Annotated in this window: 15 protein-coding genes and 3 pseudogenes; 6 read left to right on the plus strand and 12 right to left on the minus strand. The window is 72.4% G+C overall.

Features of this window, described 5'->3' with window-relative positions; translation table 11 throughout:
* Positions 1–231: 231 nt before the first annotated feature.
* Positions 232–411, minus strand: a pseudogene (locus ACGF2V_RS11260) (oxidoreductase); the annotation flags it as partial.
* 129 nt (positions 412–540) lie between these two features.
* Here ACGF2V_RS11260 and ACGF2V_RS11265 point away from each other — a divergent pair.
* The 4 genes and pseudogenes from ACGF2V_RS11265 to ACGF2V_RS11280 all read left to right on the plus strand — a co-directional run bounded on the left by ACGF2V_RS11265 (position 541) and on the right by ACGF2V_RS11280 (position 4,926).
* Entirely contained in the window at positions 541–954 is a 414-nt protein-coding gene (locus ACGF2V_RS11265) for an SsgA family sporulation/cell division regulator (protein ID WP_362622821.1), read from the plus strand.
* Positions 955–1,158: 204 nt separating this feature from the next.
* Positions 1,159–1,278, plus strand: a pseudogene (locus ACGF2V_RS11270) (Scr1 family TA system antitoxin-like transcriptional regulator); the annotation flags it as partial.
* A gap of 207 nt (positions 1,279–1,485) precedes the next feature.
* A pseudogene (locus tag ACGF2V_RS11275) lies at positions 1,486–3,788 on the plus strand (ATP-binding cassette domain-containing protein).
* A gap of 163 nt (positions 3,789–3,951) precedes the next feature.
* A complete protein-coding gene (locus tag ACGF2V_RS11280; protein WP_362622827.1) occupies positions 3,952–4,926 on the plus strand; it encodes an acyl-ACP desaturase in 975 nt (324 codons plus the stop codon).
* 294 nt (positions 4,927–5,220) lie between these two features.
* Here ACGF2V_RS11280 and ACGF2V_RS11285 read toward each other — a convergent pair whose 3' ends face one another.
* On the minus strand, positions 5,221–5,475 hold the full coding sequence (locus tag ACGF2V_RS11285; protein WP_362622830.1) for a WhiB family transcriptional regulator: 255 nt from the start codon (positions 5,473–5,475) through the stop codon (positions 5,221–5,223).
* A 435-nt stretch (positions 5,476–5,910) separates the two neighbouring features.
* Between ACGF2V_RS11285 and ACGF2V_RS11290 the strand changes: the two genes are divergently transcribed.
* Positions 5,911–8,307, plus strand: coding sequence for a DEAD/DEAH box helicase (locus ACGF2V_RS11290; RefSeq protein WP_362706345.1), 2,397 nt, complete (start codon positions 5,911–5,913; stop codon positions 8,305–8,307).
* A 5-nt stretch (positions 8,308–8,312) separates the two neighbouring features.
* Here ACGF2V_RS11290 and ACGF2V_RS11295 read toward each other — a convergent pair whose 3' ends face one another.
* Together ACGF2V_RS11295 and ligD are read right to left on the minus strand one after the other, a co-directional pair.
* On the minus strand, positions 8,313–9,497 hold the full coding sequence (locus ACGF2V_RS11295) for a multicopper oxidase domain-containing protein (RefSeq protein ID WP_362622835.1): 1,185 nt from the start codon (positions 9,495–9,497) through the stop codon (positions 8,313–8,315).
* Between the two features lie 424 nt (positions 9,498–9,921).
* Positions 9,922–10,932, minus strand: a complete 1,011-nt coding sequence (gene ligD / locus ACGF2V_RS11300) for a non-homologous end-joining DNA ligase (RefSeq protein ID WP_362706583.1) — start codon at positions 10,930–10,932, stop codon at positions 9,922–9,924.
* 97 nt (positions 10,933–11,029) lie between these two features.
* On the opposite strand from ligD, the gene ACGF2V_RS11305 reads away from it, so the two are divergent.
* On the plus strand, positions 11,030–12,097 hold the full coding sequence (locus tag ACGF2V_RS11305; protein ID WP_362706348.1) for an ATP-dependent DNA ligase: 1,068 nt from the start codon (positions 11,030–11,032) through the stop codon (positions 12,095–12,097).
* A gap of 69 nt (positions 12,098–12,166) precedes the next feature.
* On the opposite strand, the gene ACGF2V_RS11310 is transcribed toward ACGF2V_RS11305, so the two are convergent.
* The 8 genes from ACGF2V_RS11310 to ACGF2V_RS11345 form a co-directional block, all read right to left on the minus strand.
* Entirely contained in the window at positions 12,167–13,369 is a 1,203-nt protein-coding gene (locus ACGF2V_RS11310; protein WP_362706350.1) for a lytic murein transglycosylase, read from the minus strand.
* A gap of 41 nt (positions 13,370–13,410) precedes the next feature.
* Positions 13,411–14,256 (minus strand): hypothetical protein, encoded by an 846-nt coding sequence (locus ACGF2V_RS11315; protein ID WP_362706353.1) that lies wholly within the window; start codon positions 14,254–14,256, stop codon positions 13,411–13,413.
* 41 nt (positions 14,257–14,297) lie between these two features.
* Positions 14,298–14,828 (minus strand): hypothetical protein, encoded by a 531-nt coding sequence (locus ACGF2V_RS11320; protein ID WP_362706356.1) that lies wholly within the window; start codon positions 14,826–14,828, stop codon positions 14,298–14,300.
* Between the two features lie 77 nt (positions 14,829–14,905).
* Entirely contained in the window at positions 14,906–15,628 is a 723-nt protein-coding gene (locus ACGF2V_RS11325) for a hypothetical protein (RefSeq protein ID WP_392911647.1), read from the minus strand.
* Positions 15,629–15,647: 19 nt separating this feature from the next.
* Positions 15,648–16,166 carry a hypothetical protein gene (locus ACGF2V_RS11330; RefSeq protein WP_362706359.1) on the minus strand — a complete coding sequence of 173 codons (519 nt, stop codon included), beginning with the start codon at positions 16,164–16,166 and terminating at the stop codon, positions 15,648–15,650.
* The gene (locus ACGF2V_RS11335) at positions 16,163–17,419 is read right to left on the minus strand and encodes an MlaD family protein (protein ID WP_362622850.1); all 1,257 of its coding nucleotides are present in this window, start codon (positions 17,417–17,419) and stop codon (positions 16,163–16,165) included. The genes ACGF2V_RS11330 and ACGF2V_RS11335 overlap by 4 nt, the downstream gene beginning before the upstream one ends.
* A complete protein-coding gene (locus tag ACGF2V_RS11340; RefSeq protein ID WP_362706362.1) occupies positions 17,416–18,711 on the minus strand; it encodes an MCE family protein in 1,296 nt (431 codons plus the stop codon). The genes ACGF2V_RS11335 and ACGF2V_RS11340 overlap by 4 nt, the downstream gene beginning before the upstream one ends.
* Entirely contained in the window at positions 18,708–19,850 is a 1,143-nt protein-coding gene (locus tag ACGF2V_RS11345; protein ID WP_362622854.1) for an MCE family protein, read from the minus strand. Before ACGF2V_RS11345 ends, ACGF2V_RS11340 begins: the two co-directional genes overlap by 4 nt.
* Position 19,851 lies beyond the last annotated feature (1 nt).

Consider the following 19,851-nt stretch of genomic DNA (forward strand, 5'->3'; position numbering starts at 1 on the left):
CGAGGCGACCACGCCGCCCGCGCTTCGGCGGGCCGGGCCATGGGCCCGGCACCTCTCCTCGCCCGCTCCGGTCCGTGCGTCCTGTGCCCTGTCCTCACAGCGCTGTCGACCGGCCGGATGCCGTCCCGCAAAGCGTCCGGCGCTTCCGGGGGCGCCTGCGACGACGCGATGAGCGCGCAGGCGCCGTGACGCACACGGGCGGCAGTGAGAAGACAGGGCCTGCGCTCCCGGGCGTGCCACGCGGCCCTTCTCGCCGGCGGCCCGCCGGCCGCCGTCCGGTGCGCAGTCGACGGTGTCGTACGACCCCGTGTCGACCGGGCGCCGGGTACGTCCGCCGTCCCGGGTGGGGTCCGTTCCGGTGGGCCCGGCCGCCAGGGCGCGTGATCTGCTGTGCGGCAACCGGGCGACGCCCCGGGTGCACGATCGGTGCCCGGCGCCCAGTGACGCAACTCACCCCGTCGGCCGGTGCACTCGAGCGTACGATCCGCCGTCTTTGTCTGTGCCGGGAACCGTTCATCTGGCCGAGAAAGGGAGCAGGTCTTGTCCACCGTCATCGAACAGTCCGTGCAGGCCCGCATGGTCGCGTCCGCGCCGCGGATGGAGACCCTTCCGGCCACCCTGCGGTACGACCGGAGAGATCCGTTCGCCGTGCGCATGGCGTTCCCGGCGAAGGCGACCCTGGAGGGCGCCGACGTGTCCTGGGAGTTCTCCCGGGAGTTGCTCGCCGAGGGAGTGGACGGGGACGCAGGAGTCGGGGACGTGCGCATCAGGCCGTACGGATACGACCGCACCGTCCTGGAGTTCCACGCCGTCGAGGGGATCGCGATGGTCCATGTCCGCACCGCGGAGCTGAGACTGTTCCTCGACCGCGCACAGGAGCTGGTACCCGCCGGGGACGAGCACCGGTTCCTCGATCTCGACCGGGACCTGACCGATCTGTTCGACGGCACCTGACCGGTCCGGTCCGCGTCGTCCCCCCGCACCGCCCCCGCCCTCCTCGTCCGTTCCCGTCGTCGTCCGGGCGCCTCCATTCGGTGTATCGCCCGGCCGACCTGCCCCGCATGGTCCCACCCGGGTCCCGGGGTCCGGGCCTCCTGCGGACCGAGGAGCACGCGCGGGCGCTGTTCGCCATGGCCGACCCACCGCTGCCCGGGCCGGATCTGGACGCGGCGGCTCGCCCTGCGGGTGCGGCGCCAGGAGGTGCTGGCCCGGGGCCGGCCCCCGTCGTACGAGGCGGTGATCCACGAAGCGGCCCTGCGCATGCGGTTCGGCGGCCCGAAGGCGGCCCGCTTGACGTCGGGAGCCGCGGACCATCTGCTCTGGCCCCCGGCCACACCGCGACGCCCCGCGGCGAGCGCGATCGCTCCGAGTACGCCGACACCTCTGAGCGCCCCTCCCGCGGGGCCGGCCGGGCCTGCGGGCAGGCTCCGGCCGCGCTGGGAATCCAGACAGAAGGTGTCCGGTATCGCGGCTAGCTTCGGCCGCATGGATCATCCCACCCGCCGGAACACGGACCGGAACATCGTCGTCACCGGGGCGCGCGCGAACAATCTGCGCGATGTCTCCCTCACCGTCCCCAAGGACCGGATCACCGTCTTCACCGGAGGGTCCGGTTCGGGCAAGTCGTCGCTCGTCTTCGGCACGATCGCCGTGGAGTCCCAACGCCAGCTCAACGAGACCTTCGGCTCGTTCCTCCGCAACCGGTTGCCCAAGCACGAGCGGCCCCGCGTGGACTCGATCGACAACCTGTCCGTGGCGATCGTGGTGGACCAGAAGCCGATCGGCGGCAACGTCCGCTCCACCGTCGGCACCGCGAGCGACATCTGGTCGTTGATCCGGGTGCTTTTCTCGCGGCACGGAACGCCGAGCGCGGGCTCGGCGACCGCGTACTCGTTCAACGAACCGGACGGCATGTGCCCGGAGTGCGACGGCGTCGGTCGCACCGTGCGTCTCGACATCGACCGGGCGATCGACCCCGACAAGTCGCTCAACGAGGGCGCGTTGTTGCTGCCCGGTCTCTCGGTGGGCGGCTGGGAATGGCAGCTGTACGCCGGTTCGGGCCGCTTCGACAACGACAGACCGCTGCGCGACTTCACCGAGGAGGAGATGCGGCTCCTGCTGCACGGCACGGGTTCACCGTTCGACTGAAGCTGAAGTCGTCCTCGGCGGACATGCGGTTCGAGGGAATCGTCGACCGGTTCACCCGGCTCCACCTGAACCGGGACACCGAGGGTCTCTCGGAGCGGCGGCGCGAGACCGCCCGCCGGTTCACCATCGAGTCGGTGTGCGCATCCTGCGACGGCGCCCGGCTGAACGCGGCCGCGCTCGCCACCCGGATCGATGGCCTCTCGATCGCCGACCACGGGCGGATGGAGGTCGCCGACCTGGTGAAGGCACTGGCCGCGATCGACGATCCGGTGGCCGGTGCGGTGGCCTCGGCCGCCCGCGAACGCCTGGAGCGCCTGGTGGACATCGGTCTCGGCTACCTCAGCCTGGACCGCGAGACCACCACGCTGTCGGGCGGCGAGGGGCAGCGGCTCAAACTGGTCCGGCACCTGGGCAGTTCGCTGACCGGACTGACCTTCGTCCTCGACGAGCCGAGCGTGGGCCTGCACCCGCGCGACGTCGGTCGGCTCGGCGACCTCCTGGTCCGGCTGCGCGACCGGGGCAACACCGTCCTCGTCGTCGAGCACGACCCGGATGTGCTGGCCGTCGCGGACCACGTCGTCGACATGGGCCCGCGGGCGGGTGCCGAGGGCGGACGCGTCGTCTTCGAGGGCCCGGTGGAACGGCTGCGCCGGGCGGACACGCTCACCGGGCGGTGCCTGCGCCGCCGGGCACGGCTCAAGGACACGTTCCGGCCCCCCGCCGGGTGGATGCCGGTGACGGATGCCAGGCTGCACAACCTCAAGGGCGTGGACGTGGCGTTCCCACGAGGTGTGCTGGCGGTGGTGACGGGAGTGGCCGGATCCGGCAAGTCGACGCTGGTGTCGCGAGTGTTCACGGAGGCGTACCCGGACGCCGTGGTCGTGGACCAGGGCGCGATCAGCGCGTCGTCGCGTTCGACCCCGGCGTCCTACCTCGGCGTGCTGGACCCCATCCGCAGGATCTTCGCCCGGGACAACGGTGTCGATCCGGGCCTGTTCAGCTTCAACTCGTCCGGTGCGTGCGGGAATTGCTCGGGGCGCGGCGCGATCTCCACCGATCTCGCCTTCATGGACCCGGTGACCACCACCTGCACGGTGTGCGAGGGCCGACGCTTCGACGACGAGGTGCTGCGGTACCGCGTCGGCGGCGCGACCATCGTCGATGTTCTGGAGATGACGGCCGCACCGGCCGCCCGCCTCTTCGACGACCCGGCCCTGTCGCGCAGACTGGGCGCGCTCGACGACGTCGGCCTGGCGTACCTGCCGCTGGGCCGGTCGCTCAGCACACTCTCCGGCGGCGAGCGCCAGCGCATCAAACTCGCCACCCGCCTGCACCGGACCGGCGTCGTGTACGTGCTCGACGAACCGACCACCGGACTGCACATGGCGGACACCGGCGCGCTCGTCGATCTGCTGGACCGGCTGGTGGACGCGGGCAACAGCGTGATCTGCGTGGAACACGACCTGGACGTGCTCAAGCGCGCGGACTGGGTGATCGACCTCGGACCCGACGGCGGCCAGAACGGCGGCGAGATCCTCTTCGAGGGGACTCCCGCGGGGCTGCTCGACCACCGCACTTCGTCCACCGCCGCGTACCTGCGCCGGGACCTGAGCCGGGATCCCGGGACCGGGACCCGATGACGGGGGCGGGCGCCCGCCCGCTGACCAGCGGTCGGGAGGGGCTTCGAGGGGGCTCCAGGCGGGCTTCAGGGGGGCCGAGTTGGCGACGGGCTTACCGCAGCCTTAACCTACGGACTCGTAACCTACGTATCCGTAGGTAAACCTCCGTCCCCAGGAGTCCCCCGTGACGATCACCGCTCCCCACCTCGGCAGTTCCCAGGTGTGGACCGACGCCCGACTGCTGCACGCCCTGGAAGAGGTGGTCGAGAAGGAGCTCAACCGCCACCTCAAGGTCGCCAAGGACTGGATGCCGCACGAGTACGTGCCGTTCTCCGACGGGCGGAACTTCCCGGGCGTCTTCGAGGACGGTGAGGAGTGGCGTGCCGACCAGTCCAAGGTGACCGACATCGGCAGGACGGCCCTCGTCGTCAATCTGCTGACGGAGGACAACCTTCCGAGCTACCACCACGAGATCGCCTCGCTCTTCGGCCGTGACGGCGCCTGGGGCACCTGGGTGCACCGCTGGACAGCCGAGGAGGGCCGGCACGGGATCGTGATGCGCGACTACCTGCTCACGTCGCGGGCCGTGGACCCGGACGCGCTGGAGCGGTTCCGGATGGCGCACATGTCGGAGGGCTTCGAGTCCGACAACCGCCATTCGATGCTGCGCTCCGTGGCGTACGTCGCCTTCCAGGAGCTGGCCACCCGCGTCTCGCACCGCAACGCGGGGCATCAGTCGGGCGACCCGGTCTGCGACCGGATGCTGGCCCGCATCGCGACCGACGAGAACCTGCACATGGTCTTCTACCGCAACCTGCTCGGCGCCGCGTTCGAGATCGCCCCGGACGAGACGATGCAGGCCGTGCGCGATGTCGTCGTCGACTTCCGGATGCCGGGCCACGGGATCCCGGGCTTCGAGCGGGCCGCCGCGCGGATGGCGATCGGCGAGATCTACAACCTGCGCATCCACCACGACGACGTGCTCCAGCCGGTGCTGCGCTACCTGAAGGTACTCCAGATCGACGGTCTGGGCCCCGAGGGCCTTCGGGCACAGGAGGAACTGGGCCTGTACATGAACGGCCTGAACGGCGAGGCGGCGAAGTTCGACGAGAAGCTCGCCGCCCGCAAGGCGCGGATGGCCGCGCGCGCCGACGCCTGATCCCCGGCCGGCCCTCGCGCCCGGACGTCCGGACCGGGCCGGGCCCGGCCCGCAGGGCGGTGGACCACCCCGGCCGCCCCCGGCGGCCGGGGCCGGTGTCCGGCACCGGGCTCACACCGTCGCGGACAGATCGCCCGCGCACTGCTCCTCCTCGGGCCGACCTTCGACGCGCAGCCGTACGGCCGCCGCGAGCCGGGTGTTCCGGTCGTGTTCGTCCTCGTTCACACGCCCACCCTCGCAGGCGGCACGGGCACACGGCCCACCGGCCGGACGCGCTCCCCGAACCGGGTGCGCTCAGGCCCGCCTGCGTTCGTCTCTGCGCAGCCGTTCCCGCTCCTTCTCGGAGAGGCCGCCCCACACACCGAAGCGCTCGTCGTTGGCCAGGGCGTACTCCAGGCACGCGACGCGCCCCTCGCAGGCGTTGCAGAGCTGCTTGGCCTCGCGGGTGGAGCTGCCGGGGGCGGGGAAGAAGAACTCGGGTCCCGCCTGCGCGCACAACGCTGTCTCCTGCCAGGCGAGTGCGGGGTCGGAAGCGGTGTTGATCAGCATGGCACCCACAGTGCCCGGTCCCGATAAACAACCGATCAACGCGCCATCAATGCGGCGCGCCGGTGGTTTCCGGCCGACCTTCCGGGCCTCCGCGAACGGCGGCCGGGCCGCGTCCCCCGGCCGCACTCGCGTCGCGTCACGTGCCGCCCGTCGGGCCCTCCGGAGCGTACAGCCCTGCCCGGGCCCGGGAAACCCCGACGCCCCGCCCCGCCGGGGCCCGGTCCTGCGGCGACGACGCACGAACGGCGAGAACGAGCCATGTCCCCCGGCGAAACGGCGCCCGCCCGGACTCCTGAGCACCGCGGCTCCACCCCCACCACGCCCCCCGTCCCCGCCGGGGCCACGGCAGTGTCCGGGGCGCGTGGCACGATATGGAGCGCCCGCGCCAGGCGCCGGGCAGGACGGCAGCTCGGCTGCGCGGACAGAGGAACGCAGATGACAGAGGCCGGACCGGCGCAGGCCGGGGCACCCACGGGGCGGGCCGCCCGGGAACTGCTGGAGCGGGCCGAACGGCTGCTGGTCGCGGCGCGCGCGGTGCTGACCGATCACGCGGGCGCCGTCGACGCCGTGCGCACGGCGCTGGCGCCGCTGCTCGACGACCTCGTCCGTCGCGAGTTGTCCGCCATCCCGGTCTCCCGGCTGAAGGACGTGACGGAGGGCCGGTTGCGGCTCGGCGCGGTGGAACAGGCCGGTTTCACGACCGTCGGCCAGATCCACGGGGCGAACCGCTACGAGCTCCGCCAGATCCCCGGCGTCGGCGCGCAGACCGCCGATCAGACGCTGGCAGCGGCCGGGCAGATCGCCCACGCCGTACGGGACACCGTAGCGGTGCGGATCGACGTGGACGCTCCTGACGAGGCCACGACCGCGCTGGTCACCGCGTTGCACCGGCTGGTGGAGGCCGGTCCCGACGTCCGCCGGGCGGTGGACGCGGCGGGGCGGCTCATCGCGCGTCTGGAGCCGTTGACGGCCGCGGCGGGGCCCGCGCGGGGGCGGGTGCGCCTGCTGTTCGGCGGACGGCAGGCCCGTGCCCGGGCGTTGACGGCCGTCGCCTCGGCGCGGGAGGCCGTCGACGAGGCGGTGACGCGCGGACTGCCCCTGCTCTTCGGGCAGGTGTCGGCCGATCTGCTGCGGGAGGCCGGCACGGGCCTCGCGGCGTGGGTCGACTTCGAGCTGCGGTCCGCCGAGTACTACAGCCTGATCGCCGAGATGTCGGGCACCCGCCCGGACCGGGACGCGGCGGAGGGTTTCATCCCGGCGGGGATCGCCGAGCGGGTGCGCGGTCTGCGGCTGGACGACACGCATCTGCGGGTGTCGCTGCGCGGCTACCAGTCGTTCGGGGCCCGGTTCGCGCTGGCGCAGAAGCGGGTGATCCTCGGCGACGAGATGGGGCTCGGCAAGACCGTGCAGGCCATCGCCGCGCTCGCGCATCTCGCGGCGCGCGGCGAGACGCACTTCCTGGTGGTGTGCCCGGCGAGCGTGCTGATCAACTGGGCGCGCGAGGTCCGTGCCCGCTCCACCCTGCGGGCCCTCCCGGTGCACGGCCCCGAGCGGCAGGGCGCCTTCGCCGAGTGGCGGGAGGGCGGCGGCGTCGCCGTCACCACGTTCGATGCCCTGCACACCCTGCCGGCTCCCCGGGACTGCGGCGTGCGTCCCGGCATGCTGGTGGTCGACGAGGCCCACTACGTCAAGAATCCGCAGACCCGCCGCTCCCGTGCGGTGTCCGGTTGGACTGGACGCACGGAGCGGGTGCTGTTCCTGACCGGTACGCCGATGGAGAACCGGGTCGAGGAGTTCCGCAGCCTGGTCCGCCACCTCCAGCCCGAACTGGCCCCTTCGGTCCGCACCACGCACGGCGCCGCGGGCTCGCAGGCGTTCCGCAGGGCCGTCGCCCCCGCCTATCTGCGACGCAATCAGGAGGACGTGCTCACGGAACTGCCCGCCCTGGTGCAGGTCGACGAGTGGGAGGAGTTCAGCCAGGACGATCTGGCCGCCTACCGCGAGGCGGTGGACGCCGGGCGGTTCATGCGGATGCGCCGGGCCGCGTACGCCCGGCCCGCCACCTCGGCGAAACTGAACCGGCTGCGCGAGCTGGTCGCCGAGGCCGCGGGCAACCGCCTCAAGGTCGTGGTGTTCTCGTCCTTCGCCGAGGTGCTCGGCACGGTCGGAAAGGCCCTGGAAGGAGAGGTCTTCGGGCCGTTGGCGGGACATGTCCCGGCGGCCCGGCGTCAGGACATCGTCGACGCGTTCGCCGCCGCCGACGGCCACGCGGTCCTGCTGAGCCAGATCCAGGCCGGTGGCACGGGGCTGAATCTCCAGGCCGCGTCGGTCGTCATTCTCTGCGAGCCGCAGATCAAACCGACGATGGAGCATCAGGCGGTGGCCCGCGCCCACCGGATGGGGCAGATACGGACCGTCCGGGTGCACCGGCTCCTCGCGACCGACAGCGTCGACGAACGGATGCTGGACATCCTGGCCCGCAAGGAGCGGCTGTTCGATCTGTACGCGCGGCGCAGTGACGTCGCCGAGACGACGCCGGACGCCGTGGACGTGTCGGACGGGGCGCTCGCCCGTCGCATCGTCGAGGAGGAACAACGGCGCCTCGCTTCGGAAGGCACAGGTTCCGCCGGGGAGGCCGGGATCACAGAGCTTGCCGCTTCCACCGGGGAGGCCGGGACCGCAGAACCTGTCGCTTCCCGCAGGGAAGCAGCACCTGCCGGTTCCACCGGGAAAGCCGGCGTGCTCCGAGCAGCCGGGACGCCGGGGACCGCCGGGGAGGCCGGAGCCGCCGGCACCACCGAAGTCCTCGAACCCGCGGCGCGGGACGACTGACCGACTCAGGTCCCGTGCGTCGCCGGGCCAGGGGCGGTCCCGCCCACGGCTGCCCCGCCGGGGACCGGCGTGCCGGATCGCGGCCCGGCGCCTCCCGCCGTCCCGCTGCCCGCGGTCCCGGCTCCCGACGTGCCGGTCGCGGCCTTGCCGGACGCGGTCTTGCCCGGTGTCTCCTTGCCCGGAGCGGTGCCGCTGGAGGGGGTCTTCTCCGGCGCGGGAACGGTATGGGCCCCAGGGTCGTGCGGGTCGTAGCCCGGCACGGTGCCGTCCGGCCTGGCGACCAGCAGCAGCCCGGCCATGCCCATGTCGGAATGACTCTGTACATGGCAGTGGTACATCCACGCTCCCGCACCCGCGCGTTCGCCCGCGATGACCTGGAAGCCGAAGGAGTCCGCCGGGCCGACGGTCTTCGTGTCGATGATCCGGCTCGGGTCGTCCGGGCCGTTGAGCAGACCGGTCCGGTTGTCCGCCCAGCGGTGTCCGTGGATGTGGAAGGTGTGGAAGTGGTCGCCGTGGGTGATCATCACCACTTCGAGCCGGTCCCCTACCGTGGCGTGGAAGTCGGGAGCCTGGCGCGCCGCCTTGTTGTTGACCGTCGTGCCGTTGAAGACGATCGTGATGGTCCTGTCGGGCAGGATGTCGCCCCTGCGGCGCACGATCAGGGGACCGTACAGGCCCTTCCGGATGCCGTCGGTGCCGTGGTCCGTGCCGACGATGTGGTCGTGGTAGTGCCAGTAGCCCGCGCTGCCGTGCTGCCAGGTGCCGTCCCTGCGCATGCTCGGGGCGTGGGTGTGCCAGGTGTAGGTCCGGGTGCCGCCCGGCTCGGCCATGCTCTTGTTCAGACGGGTGCCGTCGCTGGCGATGTCGTAGTCGACGCCGTGCGGATGAAGGCTGACCGGCGCATCCGTCGTGTTGTGGAGCTCGACGTGCAGGGTGTCGCCCTCGTTGAGTTCGATGAGCGGCCCGGGGATCGTCGCCCTGCCCTTCGCCAGGCCGAATCCCATCTGATCGCCCGCCAGTTTCTCCGCGTACAGACGGAGACGGCGGACCGCGCCACCGGCCGGGGCGGTCCTCGGCGCGGCCTCCGCCGAAGTTGCCTCGATCGCACCGAGGGACATCGATGTCGCCCCGGTTGCGGCCGCCAACCCGCCGCCCACCAGCAACTTCCGGTTGAAGCTCCTTCTGTCCATGCCGAACTCCCCACTGTGCTACGGAATTTACGGTGTGTTGACGAACGTGCCGAGGCCGCGGGGTCGCCCCGGTCACAAAGGCGCGGCCCGGTCCCGGTGTCGATCCGGATCAGGGGACTGCGGAGATTACGGAGGTTACGGCGCGCGTGGCGGCTTCAGAGGCTGCCGGGGTAGGCGGGGCGTCGCTGCCGCCCGGACGGCCCACACCGCATCCGGGACATCCCCGTTTCGTCCGCACTCCGAACAGATTCCGTCTCGCCGACCACACACCTGTTGGCTCGTCACCCGGCGGCGCCCGCGAGGATGAACAGCAGCACCGTGGCCGGAAGGCACGGGGATTTCGCTTACACGGCGCCGTTCTGACGGACATTCAGCATCCGGTCATGGGCACCGTGCGGAGCGGAGGATTCCAGGTCGGGTGCGCTCATGCGGCGCCGTCCTCGTCGCTCCGGGCGCGGCTCGGCTGGACGCGCTTCGGCTCGCCGGGCATCTTCGGGTACTCCGGCGGGTACGGCAGATCGCCCAGGCCGCGCTCCCGCTCGTCCCGGTCGGCCAGCTCCAGCAGGGCGTCGAGCCGGAAGGCGTGCTCGTCCATGTCCGCGTGCACGTCACCGGCCTGCGCGTAGCGCTTCGGCATCGTGCGGATGTCGAAGTCGCGCGGTTCGGCGTCGTCGATCTCGTCCCAGCGCAGCGGGGCGGAGACCGGGGCGTGCGGACGGGGGCGCACGGAGTACGCGGAGGCGATGGTGCGGTCGCGGGCGGTCTGGTTGTAGTCGACGAAGATCCGCTCGCCGCGCTCCTCCTTCCACCAGTAGGTGGTCACCCGGTCCGGCATCCGGCGTTCCAGTTCGCGGCCGGTCGCGATGGCGGCGCGCCGGACCTCGGTGAAGGTCCAGCGCGGCTCGATGGGAACGAAGACGTGGATGCCCCGGCCGCCGGAGGTCTTGGGCCAGCCGCGCAGACCGTGGTCGTCGAGGACGGAGCGCAGTTCGTGGGCGGCCCGCACCGCGTCGGCGTAGTCCGTTCCGGGCTGCGGGTCGAGGTCGATGCGCAGTTCGTCCGGGTGGTCGGTGTCCGTGCTCCGGACCGGCCAGGGGTGGAAGGTGAGCGTGCCGAGGTTGGCCGCCCACAGGACGGCGGCGGGTTCGGCCGGGCAGATCTCGTCGGCATGCCGGCCGCTGGGGAACGTGATCCGGGCGGTGGGGATCCAGTCGGGGAGGTTCTTCGGGGCCCGCTTCTGGTAGAAGAAGTCGCCCTCGACCCCGTCCACGAAGCGCTGGAGCGTGGTCGGCCGGTTCCGCAGGGCGCGGGTGATGCCCGGACCCACGGCGAGGAAGTACTGCGCCACGTCCCTCTTGGTGTAGCCCGGCTCCGGAAAGTAGATCTTGTCAGGACTGGACAACCGCACGGTCCGTCCACCAGCTTCCAGTTCCACCGCTCTGCCCGCTGCGCCCATGACGATCACGGTAGGCCGGGCTCACCCATGCCGCATATCGGGAGAAGCAATCCCTTTCTCGGGTGAGAATCGGACCATGGACCTGCCGGTGATGCCGCCCGTGAAGCCGATGCTCGCCAAGGCCGTCGCGAAGATCCCGCCCGGCATGCAGTACGAGGCCAAGTGGGACGGCTTCCGGGCGATCGTGTTCCGCGACGGTGACGAGGTGGTGATCGGCAGCCGCACCGGGAAGCCGCTCACCCGCTATTTCCCCGAGCTGGTCACGGCCGTCCGGGAGAATCTGCCGCCGCGCTGCGTCATCGACGGCGAGATCGTGGTCGCGTACGACGGCCGGCTGGACTTCGACCGGCTCGGCGACCGGATCCACCCGGCCGATTCCCGGGTGCGATTGCTCGCCGAGCGGACCCCGGCCAGTCTCGTCGCCTTCGACATCCTGGCGGTGGGCGACGACTCGCTGCTCTCGCTGCCCCAGTCCGACCGGCGCACCGTGCTGGAGGCCGCCCTGTCCGCCGCCGGACCGCCCGTCCATCTGGCCCCGGTGACCCGTGATCCCGCGGTCGCCGAGGAGTGGTTCGAGCGGTACGAGGGCGCGGGGCTCGACGGGGTGGTCGCCAAGCCGCTCGGCCTGCCGTACCGCCCCGACACCCGGGTCATGTACAAGATCAAGCACGAGCGGACCGCCGACTGCGTGGTGGCGGGCTACCGCCTCCACCGGAGCGGACCCGTCGTCGGCTCGCTGCTGCTCGGCCTGTACGACGCCGGGGGCGTCCTGCAGCACGTCGGCGTCTGCTCGGCGTTCTCGGAGCGGCGCCGCGCGGAGCTGGTCGAGGAGCTGGAGCCGCTGCGCGTCGACGTCGCCGGGCATCCGTGGGCGGCATGGGCACACGCCGAGGCGCACGAGACCGCCCGGCTGCCCGGGACACCGAGCCGCTGGTCGGGGAAGAAGGACCGGTCATGGGTGGCGCTGCGTCCGCAGCGCGTCTGCGAGGTGGCGTACGACCACATGGAGGGCGACCGTTTCCGGCACACCACCCGGTTTCGCCGGTGGCGGCCGGACCGCGCCCCGGAGAGCTGCACCTACGCGCAGCTGGAGGAGGTGGTGCGGTACGACCTGACCGAGGTGCTGTCGGCCGGTGGACGCTGAGCCCAGTGCCGTGCCGTGACCGGCGTGCTCGCGACGGGCGAACCTTGCCGGGAGCGGCACGAGGTGCCGTCAGCCGGCGGAGGGTGAGCCCGACGGGGTGGGGCACGGGTCCTCTCCTGGGCCGGATCCGGGATCCGGGGACGGGCTCGGTGTGGCCTCCGGCGAGTTGCCCGGGTCCGGTGTCGCGGAGCCGGTCGGGCAGCCGGGGCCGGGTTCCGTCGTGCCGGGGTCGGGGGTCGTGCCGGGGTCCGGGGAGGACGGTCCGCCGTCGGTGGGGCGGGGTGAGCCGGTCGGGCTCCCGGTCGGTCCGGGTGAAACGGTCGGGGTGGCGGACGGTTTCGGGGACGCCGACGGCGAGGGACCGGGCGAGCCGCCGGGCTGTGGGCCCACGACGATGCCGCCGCCCGGTGTTCCGGGTCCGCCGACCGGCCGCGTCGGCCTGGTGGGACCGCCCGCGCCGGGGCTCCTGGGGAGGACGCCCTTGCCGTCGGCCACCGGGTGGACGCCCTTGCGGTAGAACTCCAGCCAGGACAGCACGGTGCGCAGATAGGTGTCCGAGTGGTTGTAGGCGAGGACCGCCCGGTCCAGGTCCGCCTTCACGGACAGGTCTCGGGACCCGGCGCAGAGGTAGGCCCCGGCTGCGAGGGCGGCGTCGTGCACATTGTTCGGGTCGCGGCGGCCGTCGCCGTTCCCGTCCCTGCCCCAGTGGGCCCACGTGGACGGGATGAACTGCATCGGGCCCACCGCGCGGTCGTACGTGCGGTCGCCGTCGTACACTCCGTCGTCGGTGTCCCGGATCTCGGCGAAGCCCGAGCCGTCGAGCACCGGTCCGAGGATCGGGGTGAGGGTCGTGCCGTGGACGTCGACCCGCCCGCCGCCCGCGTGCCCGGACTCGACCCTGCCGATGGCCGCGAGCAGCTGCCACGGCAGACGGCACCCGGGGTCGGTGCGTCGCAACGCGCTCTGCGCCCTGCGGTAGGCGGCGAGCACCGTGTTCGGGATGCCGGCCTCGGCCCAGGTCCGGGCGGCGGCCGGGCCGCGCTTCGCGCCGGGCCCCGGCGGCTCCGGCGTCGCGAACGGCGGGAGTTCGGTGTGGTAGGAGTCGTCGTTGGGCGCCTGGGACCATCTGACCTCCCCGGTCTCCTGACGCTCCTTCGCGGTCCGTTCGCCGCTGATGGTGATCGCTGCCTGGGACGCGGTGAGCGCGGCCATGGCGGCGACCGCGGCCGCCGTGCCGCCGATCCTGCGGCGGGTGGTGCCGGTGAACCTCATGCGTGCTCCCTCTCCCCCGGCCGGCCGGGCCCCGTCCTGAGTCACTGCGTGAAGGTGTCGATGGCGGAGATCCGCCAGGTGCCGTCGCGGCGGACGGCCTCCACGGCGAACATGGCCGCCGCGTAGGTCCGCTCCTGCGAGGCGCCGGTGCGGGTGTTGCTCTGGTCGGCGAAGATCAGCAACCGGGCGCGGTCGCCGTCGAGCACTTCCACCCCGCTGTCGGTGACGGTCGTGGTCAGGACGAGCTTCTGTTTCGGCCCCTGCGCGCGGACCTGGGCGAGCATGTCCCGGTGCTGCTGGACCGCCTTGCCGACCAGGTGGGTCCTCGCCGCCCGCTCCGACTTGGCCGCGGCGGCGTAGTTGTACGAGAAGACCGCGCCGACCGCCTCGGCGATCCGGCCCTTCACCTCGCTGGTGCGGCCGATGTCGGTGAGGGCGGTGTTCTGCCGTGCGGGCTCGTCGCGCAGGCCCGCGGCCGAGCCGAAGGCCCAGGCGGCGAAGGCGCCGAGAAGCACCGTGAGGGCGCAGAGGACGGCGGGGAGACCGACCCGGAGGCGGGGCCTTTGGCCGGATGCCGGTCCCTTTCCCCCCGTGCGCGTTCTCCGCCGGCGGGTTTCACGCGTTCCGGCGCCGTCCGTACCGGTGTCGTCCAGGAGGCCGTCCGTACCGGTGTCATCCGTACCGGTGTCGTCCGCGCGCCGGTCCGTGCCGGTGTCGTCCAGGACGTCGTCCGCGGCGGCGTTCTCCGTGACCGGGGCGCGGGCGGGCTCGGCGCGTGGCGCGTCCGTGTCCGCCGGCCCGCGCGGCGGCGCGGCGGCACCACCGCGCTCCGCGGCGACGGCGGCCAGACGGCGTCGGCGGTTGACGAGGTGACGGGTGGTCGACATGTGCGGAGGTCCTCTCGGTGACGGGGTGGGAAGCCGGGGCGTCAGCCGGCCGTGTTGCCGACCGGTGCCTGGCCGAGGGCGCTGAGCTTCCACCCCTCGGACGTGCGGGTGAGCTGACCGAGCATCCGGCTCTCCTTCACCGCGGGCTCGGCCTTCGGGGCGGTCACGGTGATCCGCAGCGCGACCATCACCGACGCCTTGCCGGCCCGCTCGTCGAGTTCGGTGACCGCGCCGGAGAGCACCTTGGCGGTGCTCACGGTCCTCGCCGCCCGGATCTGCTTCTCGAACCCGGCCCGCCCGTCGACGAGTTGCTTGTGCAGATCGCCGGTGGTGGAGTCCTCCCAGCCGTCCAACCCCTGGTCCAGCTTCCGGTGGTCGAGAGTGTTCATGTTCTGCACGGCCTGCTCGCCCGCGGCCAGCGCGTCGTCGCGGGTCCGCGCGTACGCCGCCGACTCGTCGTGCGCGGCCCCGTACCAGGACCAGCCGCCCCAGGCCGCGCCTGCGGCCGCCACGGCCGTGAGCGCGAGCGCCGCCACCACCAGCGGGTTCTTCCTCGTCCGTACCCGTGCCATTGCTGTCTCTCCCCTGCCGGCTGAACTGAGCTGAGCGGTGGATGCCACGCCGTACCGTCCCGGTGGCCATCCGGTGGCTATCTGGCTGCGATGTCGACGATCCGCCAGTGCCCGCCCCGCAGTTCGGCGGTGACGGACAGTTGGGCGGCCGCCGTGGTGGCGGGCCTCCCCCGGCGCTCGTGGACCTGGTCGAGGAAGACCAGCAGATGAGCGCCCGTGCCGGTCAGCCGGGTGACCCCGGCCTTTACCACACGGGTGGTGAGGGTCAGTTCCTGGTCCCGCGCCTGCTTCTCGACCTGGCCGAACAGCGCCGCGTACTGCTGGAGCGCCTTGCCCCCGAGGTACCGCCTCGCGGACTCCTTGGTGGCGCCGGTGTCCCGCGGACCGTAGGAGAACACCGCGCCGAGCGCGTTGCTGACGTCGCCGACGACCCTGGCGGTCGCCGCGGTGTCGGTCAGCGCGAGGTTGTCGGCGGCCGGGGTGTCCCGCAGTTGCCGGGCCTTGAACAGGAGCCCGGCGCCCGCCGCGAGCAGGGCGACGGCCAGCAGCACCGCGGCGCCCGCGAGAAACCGGCGGCGGACGGTCCGGGGCCTCCTGTCGGGGGCGGCCGCTTCCTCCGCCTCGTCCGCCCCGCCCCCGACCATCGGGTCCGCCCCCGTCTCACCCCCGGCATCCGCATGCGGATCGGCCCGGGCTTCGGCCTCGGCGTCCGTGGGCCGCGGACATGTGTCCACCGCCTCCGCGCCCGGGTCCTCGACTCGCTCGTCCGGGTTCCCGGCCCGCTCGTCCGTGCTCACCATCGCCGTCCTCCCCCGCCCCTCATGCGCCGCCGGCCGGAATCGCGGCCAGTGCCTTGACCTTCCAGCCGTCCCCCGTCCGGACGAGCGTGGCCTCGAAACGCTTGCGCTCGGTGCCCGGTCGGCCGGTGCGCGGGGTGATCCGGACGTCCACGGTCGCGATCAGCGCGGCGGTACCGGTCCGCTCGTCCAGGGCGGTGAGCGCCGCGTCGGTGACGGTGCCGCGCGCCGTGCCCCCGCTCCTGCTCAGATCGCTCGCGTCCTTCTTCCGGGTGCGGGCGAGCTGGTCGTACAGGGGCCCGGTGGAGGCGTCGAGCCACAGCCGCAGCCCGTCGTCCACACTCCGGGCGTTCCTGCCGTCCAGGCTGTTCAGCCGGGCAAGATGGTGCCTGCCCGCCGCCAGGGCGGCATCGCGGCTCTTCGCGTACGCGAGTGTGTCGTCCCCCCGCGCCCGTGCGTACGACCAGCCGCCCATCGCGCAGACCAGCGCGGCGACGAGTACGGCGGCCCAGCCGGTCACGGTCCTGCCTCGTGCGCTCATCGGCCGGCCTCCAGCCCGAGCAGTCCGGCCATGCCGTTCGGGGCGGGCGCCGGGTCCCCCACGGAGCCGAGCGCGCCCGGGAGCGTTCCTCCGGCATCGGCTCCGAGCAGCAGCGAGCCGGGCTTGGCGGGCTCTTGCACCGGGCCGCCCTTCGGCGCGTTCGCACTGCCGCGCACGTTGATGCCGGTGCCGGCCGGGGAGGCGCAGCGGGCCTTGGTGTTGACCGCCGGACCTTTCGACGTGTCGAGACCGTTGCGGTAGGTGGTGCCGCCGTATCCGGCGGTGCACGGAAGCGGTTCGAAGAACGTGACGGACATGCCGAACCTGGCGCCGTCCTCGTCGATCGCGCTGGCCCCCGCCGCCACCACCGCGGGCAGTTTCACCAGGAGTTCCTCCAGGCCGCGCTGCCGGGTCACGGCCACCTCGGACGTGGTCAGGAGGTTCGCGACGACGATGCCGAACGCGGGGTCGAGATCGCGCAGCAGGCCGCTGATCTGACCGGTGGCGTCGGGGGCCGCGGCGATCAGCTTCCGCAGGTCCGTGTCCGACCCCTTGAGCTGCGCCGCCAGTTCCTCGGCGCCGGAGGCGAATCCCTTGAGCGCCTCGCCCTGTTCGGCCTGTGTGCGCAGTACCACCTGCCCGTCGGCCATGAGCTTCGTGTTGGTGGGCAGCGCGTCGTCGGCCGCCCGCACGAAGTCGCTCCCGGTGTCCAGAAGGACCTGGAGATCGTCGCCCCGGCCGGTGAACGCGGCGCCGAACTCGTCGACCACCGTGCGCAGCGACTCCGGGTCGACGGATCCGGCGAGGTCGTCGACGCTGGTGAGGACGTCGGTCACGGGCGCCGGGACGGTGGTGTCGGCCTGCAGGATGACCGAGCCGTTCACCAGGTAGGGGCCACCGGAGCGGGTCGGCCGCAGGTCGATGTACTGCTCCCCGACCGCCGACAGGTTGGCCACGACGGCTTCGAGGCCGTCGGGGATGGGCGGTGCGGAGTTGTCGATGCGCAGTTCGGCCGCGACGCCGTCGTCGGTGAGTTCGATGGGGCCGACCCGCCCGACGGAGACTCCTCGGTAGGTGACGTCCGAGTGCGTGAACAGGCCGCCGGTCCTGGGGAGTCGGACCGTGACGGTGTAGTGGTCGCGCAGGCCGACGTAATGGCCGAGGCCGGCGTAGCGGACCCCGAGGTAGCCGAGCACCAGGACCGCGATGACCAGGAACGCGATGTTCTTGAGCCTGATGGCGAGGGTGATCACCGGTTCTTCCCCTCCGAGGGCGACGCCTCGTCCGAGGCCGACGGGCCGTCCGGCGACGCGGACGGATGTGTGCTCGACGGCGTCGTCCGGGGTGCGCCCGGGGCCGTCCCGGTCGGGGCCGTCGAGCCAGGCTTCCCCGGGGCCGGTCTCACGGGCGCCGTGGCCGGTGCCGTGACCGAGGGGAGCGGCAGCGGCAGTGCCGGGCCGGCCGCTCCCCGTGCCGCGGGCGCCGTCACCGCGTCCGGGTCGAACGCCGGGATGATCTGCGTGCCGGGTACGGCCGTCAGGTCCAGGTACACGTTGAGGTAGTCCCCCTTCACCCCGCGCAGCACCTCGTCCGTGAAGGGGTAGGTGAGCAGGACCTGGAGGGAGTCGGGCAGGTCGTTCCCGGAGTCCGCGAGCGCTCTGAGGGTGGGGGCGATGGCCTTCAGGTCGGCGATCGTGTCGTCCTTGCTCTTGTCGATGGTGTCCACGGCGACGGTGGAGAGGGTGTCGAGGGCCCGGAGCATGGTCAGCAGGGAGCCGCGCTGTTTCTCCAGTACCTTCATGCCGGGGCTGAGGTCGGTGAGGACCTTGCCCACCTGTTGTCTGCGGGTGGCGAGGGTGGTGGAGAGCCGGTCGACGCCGTCGAGGGCCTCGGTGATGTCCTCGCGGTGCTCGTCGAGGTCGGTGACGAGTGTGTCGATCCGTTCGAGCATCGACCGGATCCCGGCCTCGTTCCCGGCCATCGCCTTGTTGAGTTCGGTGGTGATGGTCTTCAGCTGGTTGATGCCACCACCGTTCAGGAGCATCGACAGGGCGCCGAACACCTCCTCGACCTCGGGGTTGCGGTTGGTGCGGGTGAGCGGGATCCGGTCTCCGTCGGCGAGAGTGCCGTGCGCGGTGCCTCGCGCGGGTGGCGCGAGCTGGATGTACTTCTCGCCGAGGAGGCTGGACTGTTCCAGGTGCGCGTAGGCGTTGGCGGGGAGTTCGACCTCTCCGTCGACCCGCATGGTGACCCTCGCGTGCCAACTGCCCGGTACGAGCGAGATCTTGGTGACGCGCCCCACGGAGACGTCGTTGACCTTGACCGAGGACTGCGGGGCGAGGCTGAGCACGTCCCCGAAGTCGGCGGTGATCTCGTACGGGTGGTCGCCGAGGTCCGCGCCGCCGGGCAGGGGCAGTTGTTCGATGCCCGAGAACTGCGGGGCGGCGCAGCCGGTGAGGACGAGGGCGCAGAGGGCACCGAACGTGACCAGGGTGGTGGCCCGGGTCGCCGCGGGGGCCCCGGGCCTGCGGGGTCTTGCGCTCATCGGCCGGTCCCCTTCCTCTTCCTCGCGTCGTGAGCGGCCGCAGCGGCGCTCCCGTTCTTCTCGGGTGTGCCGTAGACCGTGCCCACCGCCGGCAGCGGCAGTGAGGGCAGCGCCCGCTGCCGCTCGGCGCCCACGGGGGAGAGCCCGTGGAGAGCGGAGGCGGGCTGCGTGAGGGGGCCGCCCATACTGAGTTCGTTGAGGTCGGTGCGGCCGTTGAGCGTGCGGTTCTTCGGGTCGTACGCGTTGAGCACGTTGCCCGCCGAGAGGGGAAGGACGTCGAGGGACTCGGCCAGTGAGGCGCGCTGGTCGACGAGGATCCGAGTGAGCGGCACCAGCGCGTCCACGTTCTTCTTGAGTGCGGAGCGGTTGTGCTGGATGAAGGTCTTGACCTGCGCGAGCGCCGTGCCGAGTTCCTTGAGCGCCGCGCCGAGGTTCTTCTTGTCGTCGGCCAGGAAGCCGGTCACGGAGTTCAGTTGGCGTTCCGCGTCACGCACCTCGCCGTCGTTGTCCTTCAGCATGGTGGTGAACGTCTGCAGGTGGGACAGCGTGTCGAAGAGGTCCCCGCTGCTCTTGTCGAGGGTCTTCGTCGCCTTGCCGAACTGCTCGATGGAGTTCCCGATGTCCTTGCCGTTGCCCTTGAGGTTCTTCGCACCGGTGTCCAGGAGCCCGGCGAGCGCGCCCTGCGCGTTGGCACCGTCCGGGCCGAGCGAGCCGGCCAGTTCGGTGAGGGACGCGTAGAGCTGGTCGACCTCCAGGGGGGTGGCGTTGTTCGCGGCGGGCAGTTCGGCGCCGTCGGCGAGCAGCGGTCCGCCGGTGTAGGCGGGGGCGAGCTGGACGTAGCGGTCGGCGACGATGCTGGGGGCGACGACGACGGCGTGGGCGTCCTTCGGGACCTTGACGCCCCTGTCGACACGGAGCACGACCTCGACCTCCTCGCCGCGCGGCTGCACCGACCGGACCCTGCCGACCTTCACGCCGAGGATCCGCAGGTCGGATCCGGCGTAGATGCCGGTCGCCCGGTCGAAGTACGCGGTGACGGTGGTGCCGCCCCGGTCGTCCAGGGCCATCACACCGGTCGTGGCGGCGACGGCCACGACGGCGAGCCCGGCGCCGATGCCGACGATGCGGGTCGGTCTCATG

This window comes from Streptomyces sp. NPDC047982, from assembly GCF_043204165.1.
Classification (GTDB): domain Bacteria; phylum Actinomycetota; class Actinomycetes; order Streptomycetales; family Streptomycetaceae; genus Streptomyces.